Origin of the sequence: Vibrio sp. 10N.222.52.C3, assembly GCF_041474195.1 — a bacterium.
Lineage (GTDB): Bacteria > Pseudomonadota > Gammaproteobacteria > Enterobacterales > Vibrionaceae > Vibrio > Vibrio crassostreae_C.
This window is the reverse complement of sequence record NZ_JBFRTQ010000071.1, coordinates 22,375-33,137: the sequence shown is the minus strand read 5'-3', so window position 1 is coordinate 33,137 and position 10,763 is coordinate 22,375. Positions and strand designations below refer to the sequence as shown.

The window sequence follows — 10,763 nt, the reverse complement described above, 5'->3', positions numbered from 1 at the left end:
GGGTATCCATTTGATTTTTATTTTGAGTATTGGTCACTGATTTCGAGGAAAAAGTTCCAGTACATTTGCGTAATTTATTTTTTCAAAATTGGAAATATTTGTTAGGTTGTGATTATTACTATATCAATTGGTTTTTATATACAAAAGCTCGGCGGTGGGGAGTGGTTTGAGTTCGGTTGGGTCTAAGGGCTGAGAACTAAAATTGACTCTCGACAATGCGGTATTTGCTTAGTTAATTCATGCTCAAGGTGAATATTTCTAATTGTTACATCATATTTGCAGTTTTTTGAGAAGAAAGTCTCTAGTTTTATTGGTTGTGGCCGATACATCACTCAGATTGTGCATTGCTTGTTGGAGTGCACTAAAAAAGTCCTGTTCAGGGTATGCCAATAACGAGCGATTCTTTTTAAAGGTCCAAATATGTTTAAAACTAACTCTCTGAGTATCAAGCAAAAAGTTGTACTTGGAATTACCTTTGCGGTTCTTGCATCGACAGTGATTGTCGGCGCAATGGCACAACAACAAGCAAGAGATGTATTAAGTCATCGATTGATCGATATTGAACTTCCAGGAATGCTAGAGCGAATCAATGGTGAAATTGACCGAGAAGTCTCTCAGCTATTACTAGCGGCGGAGCAAATTGCTTCAAATGAATTTATTTCTGATGCTATCGAATCGACCGATCGCGATCCCGCACTAGAAAATAAACTGGTGAAACAGCTGAACAATGTTCGTAACCAGTATCAGTTGAACGATGCCTCAGTGGCGAACCGTCAAACTGCTTACTACTGGAACCAAAATGGCTTCCTACGTCAGTTAAACCAACAGCAAGATGGTTGGTTCTTTGGCTTTACGCAATCTGGACAGCCGACCATGGTGAGCATGTTCCAAGAAGCCAATGGCGAAGTGAAGATGTTTGCTAACTACCAACAGCCTTCTGGTTTGGCTATGTCTGGTCTATCAAAGTCGATGGATGACATGGTTAACCTGCTGAACGGTTTCAAGATTGAAAATACCGGTTTTGTCTTCTTAACCGATAGCCAAGGTGATGTTCAAATTCATCGCGAGCGTTCTCGCAGTGACTCTTCACTTCAACAACTTTACGGTCCTCAAGCAAGCCAACTACTGAACAAGTCGGGCTTCAACCTGATTACTACAGAAAGCCAAGGCCAAGAGCTGTTCGTGGCGAGCTTGTATGTGTCTTCAATGGACTGGTTCGTTATTGGTGTGGTACCAACCGGTGAAGTGTTTGCTGAGCTTGATGCGACTGCGCAGAAGATGCTGATCATGACTGCGGTTGTGGCGTTAGTCTTTATCCTAATGGGCGTAGTTCTGGCGAACAGCATTACTCAACCGATCAAGCTTTTGGCTAAGCGTTTCGGCGACTTAGGTGAAGGCGACGGTGACCTTGCACAGCGTATCGAAGTGAAAGGCAACGATGAAATTGCACAGCTTTCAAAAGGCTTCAACGGATTCATTGAAAAGATTCACGAGTCGATGAAAGAGGTGTGTTCGACAAGCCAAGCGCTTCAAGTGGCGGCAGAGAGTGTTTCTAACAAAGCCCACATCACCCACGACAACAGCCAAGAACAGCGCGACCAAACGCTTCAAGTGGTGGCTGCCATTAACCAAATGGGTATGACCATCAGCGAGATTGCATCGAACGCGGCAACCGCAGCAGAAACGGCAACTCAAGCTTCAGGCAATACGGAAGTAGGCCGCTCTGTGGTGAACAAAGCAAAAGACGCGATCAGTCGTTTGGCGCAAGATATTGAAAGCACAGGTCAGGTAGTAGAGCAACTGGCTTCTACAACTCAAGACATCGGCTCTATTCTGGGTGTTATCCGTGATATTTCAGAGCAAACTAACTTACTTGCATTAAACGCTGCAATTGAAGCCGCCCGTGCTGGTGAGCAAGGTCGTGGTTTTGCGGTTGTAGCGGATGAAGTACGTAACCTAGCAAGCCGTACCGCAGATTCAACGGAAGAGATTCAAAAGATGATCAACCAACTGCAAAGCGATGCTAAAGATGCGGTAACGGCAATGAGTGCGGGTAAGGTGATTACCCTTGAAGGTGTATCGGCTTCGGATGAAGCGGTAGACGTGCTGAGTGGCATTTCAGACCGTATCGTTGATATCACAGACCGTAACACTCAAGTGGCAACGGCAACGGAAGAGCAATCAACCGTAGTTCACACCATCAACCAGAACATTGAAGAGATTAACGCAATCAACGAAGTGACAACGGGCACGGCTGAGCAACTTGCTGAAGCGAGCCAAGAGCTTCGTGATCTATCGTCTCGTCTAGATAAGATGGTTGGTTCATTTAAGCTTTAATTCTTTCAAGCTGTAACATGACTTAGAAAGGGATATAGACGAAGAGCTGGGGTCATTTCATCGTGAATCCGGCTCTTTTTATTAGTGCGCTAATTTGCCTCTAACTGCCTTTAGCTTGATCTGGTTTCGGGCTTTGCTTTTAATCACCCTAGCATCATAGGGCGTAAATGAGTAAAATCTCGTTAGGTTTAATATTTAGGTAAGTATCATGAGCGATTTTGAAAAAGAACTAGAGCAGATGACTCAAGAGATGGGCGATGAGCCTGAGGTGAAACTGCCATCACTTGAAGAGCAAAAAGCAATTGTTGCTGAGTTCAAGCGACTAGAGGCGGAAGGCAAACTGACTCCTGAAGTGTTAGAGAAGCATTTTGGCCAGTTCAACAAACAGAATGATACGCCAATTCACTAAGTTGATTTAGACAGGTTTCATGTCTGAAAGAAGTGATATTAGCGGTTGGGTTCATAGCCTAACTAACAGATAAAGGTCTAGCGCTTGCTAGACCTTTTTTATTGCCGCTAGCGAAAGACCGAGTGGCTGACTCATGAACTATTCAATGTAAGTGAAACTCGTATCCAACACATAAAAATATCCAGCACATAAAAAAATCCCCCTTACTGAGTAAGAGGGATTTGATATGGGCAAGTTATATCCTAAAAGGCTAAGCGATTAGTCTGTGCCGTATTCTTTGTACAAACGACGACATGCGCGGCCATCGCTGTGGAACAGGTGACAACGGTGCGCTGGAATACCAATCGCCAACTTGTCACCTGGTTCGATTTTCAACGTGTCTGGCTGGCGATAGATAACATCAGCATCGGCACTTTCAAGGTTTAGGTAAACCTGAGTTTCGTTACCTAGTTTCTCTACCATCATCACGTCAGCTTCAATCGTCGCGTCACCTGATTCAGCAGACATCAAGTGTTCAGGGCGAATACCCAGAGACATACGATCGCCAGCATTGACAGTCGTACCATCAACAGGGATCCAGAAAGTCATGCCATTAGAAAGTTGTACCAATACGCGTTCTGCTTCAGCTTGTTCAATGTGTACCGACATGAAGTTCATCTTCGGTGAGCCAATAAAGCCAGCAACGAAACGGTTTTGAGGGTAGTGGTAAAGGTCAAGCGGCTTACCGACTTGAGATACATAACCACCATCCAGAACAACGATCTTATCCGCCATTGTCATCGCTTCCACTTGGTCGTGGGTAACGTAGATCATGGTACAACCCAGTTGACGCTGTAGCTTGGTGATTTGCGAACGCATTTGAACACGTAGCGCGGCATCTAGGTTTGATAAAGGCTCATCAAGTAGGAATACGTTTGGTTGAGAAACCAGAGTACGACCAATCGCAACACGTTGACGTTGACCACCAGAAAGCGCTTTAGGTTGGCGCTCAAGAAGGTGACCAAGCTGAAGGATTTCTGCAGCATGTTCAACGCGTTTGTCGATCTCAGCTTTATTTGCGTTTGCTAGCTTAAGACCGAAAGACATGTTGTCGTATAGGTTAAGGTGAGGGTAAAGCGCATAAGACTGGAATACCATACCTACGCCACGCTTTGACGGTTCAACGTCATTCATGCGTTGGTCGCCAATGTACAAATCACCAGACGTAATGTCTTCTAGACCTGCGATACAACGTAATAGCGTCGATTTACCACAACCTGATGGTCCAACGAATACTACGAATTCACCTTCGTTGATGTCTAAGGTTACGTCCTTAGAAATCTGTACATCACCATATGATTTATAAACGTTTTTTAACGTGACACTCGCCATCTAGCTTGTCCTCGATCGATCAAATTTTAAGTTTTACTGCTTATCATTATAAGAAATTTTTGGGTCAGCAGTAACTGTAGGAATTGGTAAGTATTGAGTGAGTAAGAAAAAAGTGGGTGAGACTTGGCTTCTTTAACCAAGCCCACCCGTCATAGCCAAACTGATGCCCATTTCCCCCACATCCAGCTAAACCTCCCCCGTGATTCAATCACAGATTTAGCTCGATGCTAATATAAGACACCAGCGGGCAGTGAAGCCAACTAAATGAATAATGCGTCAACGCATAACACTTGCCGGTAAAGGGTTCTTACTATCCACTCTTGGATGAATGCAGTTTCGGTGAATTGGCGTAAGGGTACATCCTCCTAATGGAAAATTAACTAGGGGGAGTAGGAGGGGAGGAGTAGATAAATGGGGTTATTAATAATTGGCGATCCAGTTCAAATAAATCCACCGCGTAACGGTGATGTTGATCACGATGAGTATACGTTTTGTGATTGCAGTCTCTAATCTGACCGGATGGCGATCACGAATTTAAGCCATAATAGCTAGGGCGTAGTGGCTAGGATGATGAGCTAGGGTCTGTTTTCTCAGATCATAACCTCCGAAAACTGGCTCGTCTTGGTAGATGTGCCCTACGTATAAATATAAAAAGGATATTCACATGAAAAACGCTCTAAGCGCTGTAGCTCTAGGTACAATAGTTGCTCTGGGTTCTTTTGGTGCAAATGCTGCTATCGAAGAAGGACAACTAACAATCTGGGTAGGTGGTGACAAAGCTTATGAAGGCATGGCTGAAGTAGGTAAACGCTTCGAAGAAGATACTGGTGTTAAAGTAACCGTCGCTTTCCCTGACAAGCTAGAAGAGAAATTCCCTCAAGTAGCAGCAGCTGGCGATGGCCCAGACATGATATTCTACGCACATGACCGTTTTGGCGGCTATGCAGAAGCGGGACTTCTTGTTGATATCAAACCTTCTAAAGAAACTAAAGAAGGTATCGTAGACTTCGCATGGGACGCTGTTTCATACGAAGGTAAAACAATCGCATACCCTGTTGCTGTTGAGTCAGTTTCGCTAATTTATAACAAAGCGCTTGTTCCTAACCCACCTAAGTCTTGGGAAGAAATCCCAGCACTTGATGCTGAACTTAAAAAAGACGGCAAGAAAGCGATCATGTGGCCTCTACGTGGCGGCGCTTACTTCACATGGCCTCTACTTGCAGCTGACGGCGGTTACGCATTCAAACAGACTGCAGAAGGTTACGACATTAAAGATGCGGGCGTAGCGACTGATGGTGTTCAGAAGTCTCTAGGTTTCATCGAGAAGATGGTACAAGACAAGGTTATCTCTGCAGACATGGATTACTCAGTTGCTGAGTCTGAATTTGTTGCGGGTAACGTTGCAATGACAATCAACGGCCCTTGGGGTTGGGAAAACATCAAGAAAGCTGGCGTAGATTACGGCGTAACAACACTACCTAAGTTCAACGGTAAAGCGTCTAAACCTTTCGTTGGTGTATGGGCGGGTGGTATCAGCACTGCGTCTCCAAACCGCGACCTAGCTGTTGAGTTCATGGAAAACTACCTACTAACAGATGAAGGTATGAAGAGCCTGAACGACGACAAGCCACTAGGCGCTGTTGCTCTTAACTCTTTCCAACGTCAACTAGACAGCGATACTCGTATTGCAGCAACAATGGACAACGCGATGAACGGTGAAATCATGCCTAACATCCCTCAGTTCACAACATTCTGGTACAGCATGGAAGAAGCGATCGGCAACGTAGTTGACGGCCGTCAATCAGTAGACCAAGCACTAAAAGCTGCTGAAGGTCGTATGGTTAAGTAACACCCAGGCACTACCTTTTAAGGAGAGGGTAACCTCTCCTTACTTTTCTATTTTTTATCTATATCGCTAGCAGGTTCCTCTATGCAGTCAGTTCAAGGTACAGATGCTATCCCAGCACCATCAAGCCTTCCAGGCAGTAAAAGCGTCTTCATTAAATGGGGGTTGCTTGGTAGCGTTGGCTTAATAAACGGCTACGCTACAATTCTAATGTATTCTCGCGGTGAGCTCGCTTTTGCGCTGCTTACAGTGATCTTAACGGCTTTGGCACTTTACATTTTTGGTAGTAAAAAAACTTACGCCCACCGTTATATTTACCCAGGTATTGCCGGAATGATCTTGTTCATTCTTTTCCCATTGGCATACACCGTAGGGCTTGCGTTTACTAACTACAGCGCGAAAAACCAACTTTCTCTAGAGCGTACTCAAACCGTTCTTTTAGACCGTTCTTTCCAAAGCGGTGAGAGCTACCCATTTACTTTGTACAAGACAGATGACGGTCACCAGATCGTTGTAAAAGATGGCGATCAACTGTTAGCGACTGACGTATTTTCTCTAGACAATATGACAGAAACAGAGATGGACCTATCTGTTATTGAGTCTGCGCAAGGTGAAAAAGAGAAGATCAAAGCGATCATTCAAAACCGAGCAGCAATCAGTGGTGTTGATTTCAATCTACCTGACGGTGGTGACATCCGCATGAGTGGCTTACGTAAGTTTGCTTCTGTTGCTCCGCTTTACACGCTACAAGACGATGAAGAAACGTTAATCAACAATGAAACGGGTGAAGTTCTCAAGCCAAATATGGATGTGGGTTTCTACCAGCCTGTTGATGCAAATGGTGAGTTTACGGGTAATACCATCTCTCCAGGTTTCGTGGTTAGCATTGGTACGCATAACTTTGAGCGTGTATGGAAAGATGACGGCATTAAAGAACCGTTTATCAGCATCTTTATTTGGACGGTTATCTTCTCGGTATGTACCGTAGCGTTCACGCTAGTTATCGGCCTTGTATTGGCTAACATCGTGCAATGGGAAGAGTTGAAAGGTCGTTCTATTTATCGTGTTCTACTGATTCTGCCTTACGCCGTACCCGCGTTTATCTCGATTCTTATCTTTAAGGGTCTATTCAACCAAAGCTTTGGTGAGATCAACATGGTGCTCGAGAATATCTTCGGCTTAAGCCCGAACTGGTTCTCAGACCCTATCTTAGCGAAAACCATGGTGTTGATGGTTAACACATGGCTAGGTTTCCCTTACATGATGATTCTATGTATGGGTCTGCTTAAAGCGATTCCTGATGATTTATACGAAGCGTCAGCAATCGATGGTGCGAACTTCCTTGATAACTTCAAGCGTATTACGTTCCCATTGATGATTAAACCGCTTACACCGCTATTGATTGCAGCGTTTGCCTTTAACTTCAACAACTTCGTAATGATTCAACTATTGACGAACGGTGGCCCGAACATGATTGGTACTTCTGAGCCAGCGGGTTACACAGACTTGCTTGTAAGCTACACGTACCGAATTGCATTCGAAGGCGGCGGCGGTCAAGACTTCGGTCTAGCAAGTGCTATCGCAACGCTTATCTTCCTATTGGTTGGTGCACTAGCGTTACTAAACCTTCGTTTCACTAAACTGTCTCAAGATTAAGGAGCACGACAATGGCTATGGTACAAGGTAAAGGCCTTAAATACCGAGTGTGGGCAACGCATGCAGTGTTGTGGTGCTTCTTGGCAATGATTATCTTCCCACTACTGATGATCATCGCGATCTCGTTCCGTGAAGGTAACTTCGCAACCGGTAGTTTGATTCCAGATAACCCATCATTGGAACACTGGAAGTTAGCATTGGGTATGTCAGTAACGAACGCAGATGGCTCGGTAACGTCACCTCCGTTCCCTGTGCTAACTTGGTTATGGAACTCAGTGAAGGTTGCAGGTATCACATCGATTCTGATTGTGACACTGTCTACGACATCGGCTTACGCGTTTGCTCGTATGCGCTTTAAAGGTAAGAACACAATCCTGAAAGCGATGATGATTTTCCAAATGTTCCCAGCAGTATTGGCTCTAGTAGCAATCTACGCGCTGTTTGACAAACTTGGTCAATACATTCCGTTCTTAGGCTTGAACACACACGGTGGTCTAATCTTCTCTTACCTAGGTGGTATTGCACTGCACGTATGGACGATTAAGGGTTACTTTGAGACGATTGATAACTCTCTGGAAGAGGCAGCAGCCCTTGATGGTGCAACGCCTTGGCAAGCATTCAGACTGGTTCTACTACCGCTGTCTGTGCCAATCCTAGCGGTTGTGTTTATCTTATCTTTCATCGCGACAGTGGGTGAGGTGCCAGTAGCGTCTATCCTACTTACAGATGTGAACTCTTACACGCTAGCAGTAGGTATGCAGCAGTACCTATACCCTCAGAACTACCTATGGGGTGACTTTGCGGCAGCGGCTGTACTATCAGCACTTCCGATTACTATCGTGTTCTTACTTGCTCAACGTTGGTTAGTTGGTGGTTTGACGGCAGGTGGTGTAAAAGGATAAGCTGTACTCTATAAGAAAGAAAAAGAGCGACCGTTAGGTCGCTCTATATTGGCATTTTTATTACATCATTTGGTTTGGCCGCCGATCAGTAATAAAAATAACCCTCAGGTTACGCATAGCTGGCTACTAATCAGGTTCCTTACGCTATTAATGATTAGTGGTTTTTGTAACTCTAACCCAGGTATTTACTTGGGTTTTTTTATGCCTGCTACTTTTTGTTTTTTGTGTCAGCGTTACTCGTTAACTATCGCGCTCATATCTACTTTAAAACCCAAAGTTTCGAGTTACTTCTCTCCTAAATACCGACCACTTCATTTTGGTTACTTGTAGAAATGAACTAGTCTCACAAATCAGACACTCAGTATAAGTGGCTGTTGTACTATTGATATGTTGTGAATATTCCAATGCGTGATACTTCAATGATTTGTATGCAACAAAACCTGAAATTGCACTGAAAATGTATGGGTAAGCGAGAGGTAGTTACAAAATATTCAAGTGACATTCATGAGGATTATGGAGGTAGGTTTATTTATGCTTCTGGTTTTTGGTTGGACTTAGAAGTTAGAACTCTTTACTAGAAGGAGCACAACCTAAGTGTTGCAACAACACATAGATACTTTCTTGATCGAGTGCCACGCGACGAAATAGATCGGCAAATGTCGGATCTCCACCGAAACACGTTTGGATATAGTGGTTGATTTCATTGCTGTCGTAGCCTTCGACGTACAAAGTTCTAACCCATTGGTACTCAACAGCCTTTAAATTGTTCAGTGTAGACTCGCTAAGAGTGGGGCGTATGACGCTCAAGAGTGGCTCCAAGAAATTCAAATGCATCTATTATGATTGGCGGTATTTAATCAGAGCAAAATGACGACTTTATTACAGTCAAAATAAATCAGTGAACAAGTGCCGATTCATTTCAACCTTTGGCTGGGTATCACGCTCTTATCGTCTGTATTGGGTGTGCAGCGGATTTGGCGGTGTAGAGCACGAAGGTATCAAATAGATCAATGCCAAGCAGGCGCTTGGCATTGTAATAAAGTTTTATAGGGGGAGGGCTGCTGGTGGACCTTATTTCAGGTACTTCACGTGAGCTTCCATCTCTTCACCAATCTGTTTTCGCATGTTCATTAGGCGAATAGCCGAATCTCGTAATTCGATGTCTTCTGGCGTCTCTGGTATCCACTCTGGCACTTTAGTCGGATTACCATTCTCATCGACAGCGACCATAATAACGATACAGTGAGTTGTTAGGCGGTTATTGAGCTCTTTAGGGTCGCTTGCTTGCACGTCGATAGCGATATGCATTGAAGATGAACCTGTGTAAATGACCTTTGCACTTACTTCCACAAGGTTGCCTACATGAATTGGGGCAACGAATCGAATTCCGCCTGCATAGGCTGTTATACAGTATTTACCGCTCCAACCTGCGGAACAAGCGTAGGCTGCTAAATCGATCCATTTCATTGCTGCGCCACCATGAACTTTACCACCAAAGTTCACATCCCCGGGTTCAGCTAAAAAACGCAGAGTAACGTCTCGTTTACCATCTTGTCGGCTATTGTTACTGCTCATCTATCTTCCTTCATTATTATGCTGCATAACATGCTTGTTACTTGCTAATAACAATATACATAAGATGATAGAAATTAAAGCGGATAATCTCACGGTTAAGACTATTTTTTTCAAACGGATGACGAACCGATGAATATTGATGGTTATTGAGTTTCAAGGTGAGAGATAAACACGGAAAGACAATCGAGAGTAAGCTAAAAGAAAGGGTAGATTGCAAAAAAAAACACCTAGCGTAATGCTAGGTGTTTCTAAGCCTTTAGGTACTCATGTCGGTACCTTTTATTGTTTGCCAACTAACCGTTGCTTGTTTGGTTTAGTTAAAGTGACTTTATCGCAATTACCACTAAAGTGGTAGTTAAAACTATTTATTCTTCAGCTCACTTTTACTCTTTTATGAAGTATAGATCCTTCGCGTAGATATTTCCTTTCGGATTGTTGTTAGGGAAGCCTTTGAGTGTATTTCGCACTAATCGAGTGTGATTATAGTGATATAAAGGCATAACTGCTGCTGATTCGTTAAGTAGTGACTCAGCATGCTGGTATAAAGCGAAGCGATTAGCCTGATCTTCCGTTTTACTCGCTTGCTGTAAGGGCTCATCATAGTATGGATTACAGTAGCCACTCTCATTTGCTGTGTGAAACGTGAGTTTGAATTTTTACCCTAATG

At 43.9% G+C, this 10,763-nt stretch carries 8 protein-coding genes and 1 pseudogene; 5 read left to right on the top strand and 4 right to left on the bottom strand.

Translation table 11 applies throughout. From position 1 onward, the window contains the following. The first annotated feature begins 420 nt into the window (after positions 1-420). Positions 421-2,337, top strand: a complete 1,917-nt coding sequence (locus tag AB4517_RS11665) for a methyl-accepting chemotaxis protein (protein WP_017067914.1) — start codon at positions 421-423, stop codon at positions 2,335-2,337. A gap of 208 nt (positions 2,338-2,545) precedes the next feature. Next, positions 2,546-2,746 carry a hypothetical protein gene (locus AB4517_RS11660; protein WP_010431457.1) on the top strand — a complete coding sequence of 67 codons (201 nt, stop codon included), beginning with the start codon at positions 2,546-2,548 and terminating at the stop codon, positions 2,744-2,746. A gap of 258 nt (positions 2,747-3,004) precedes the next feature. Here the strand turns inward: AB4517_RS11660 and malK are convergent, their stop codons facing one another. After that, positions 3,005-4,117, bottom strand: a complete 1,113-nt coding sequence (gene malK / locus AB4517_RS11655) for a maltose/maltodextrin ABC transporter ATP-binding protein MalK (protein ID WP_372148388.1) — start codon at positions 4,115-4,117, stop codon at positions 3,005-3,007. A gap of 664 nt (positions 4,118-4,781) precedes the next feature. Between malK and malE the strand changes: the two genes are divergently transcribed. From malE to malG, 3 genes are all read left to right on the top strand, one after another. Then, positions 4,782-5,966, top strand: coding sequence for a maltose/maltodextrin ABC transporter substrate-binding protein MalE (gene malE, locus AB4517_RS11650; RefSeq protein WP_017060048.1), 1,185 nt, complete (start codon positions 4,782-4,784; stop codon positions 5,964-5,966). 81 nt (positions 5,967-6,047) lie between these two features. Further along, positions 6,048-7,619 carry a maltose ABC transporter permease MalF gene (malF, locus tag AB4517_RS11645; protein WP_017060049.1) on the top strand — a complete coding sequence of 524 codons (1,572 nt, stop codon included), beginning with the start codon at positions 6,048-6,050 and terminating at the stop codon, positions 7,617-7,619. Between the two features lie 11 nt (positions 7,620-7,630). Beyond that, entirely contained in the window at positions 7,631-8,521 is an 891-nt protein-coding gene (gene malG, locus AB4517_RS11640) for a maltose ABC transporter permease MalG (protein WP_017060050.1), read from the top strand. Between the two features lie 561 nt (positions 8,522-9,082). Here malG and AB4517_RS11635 read toward each other — a convergent pair. The 3 genes and pseudogenes from AB4517_RS11635 to AB4517_RS11625 all read right to left on the bottom strand — a co-directional run. Next, complete coding sequence (locus AB4517_RS11635) at positions 9,083-9,355, bottom strand: hypothetical protein (protein ID WP_019822928.1); 273 nt, start codon at positions 9,353-9,355, stop codon at positions 9,083-9,085. A 237-nt stretch (positions 9,356-9,592) separates the two neighbouring features. Beyond that, positions 9,593-10,096, bottom strand: a complete 504-nt coding sequence (locus AB4517_RS11630; RefSeq protein WP_004737700.1) for an acyl-CoA thioesterase — start codon at positions 10,094-10,096, stop codon at positions 9,593-9,595. A 383-nt stretch (positions 10,097-10,479) separates the two neighbouring features. Continuing rightward, positions 10,480-10,734, bottom strand: a pseudogene (locus AB4517_RS11625) (peptide ABC transporter substrate-binding protein); the annotation flags it as partial. Between the last annotated feature and the right edge of the window lie 29 nt (positions 10,735-10,763).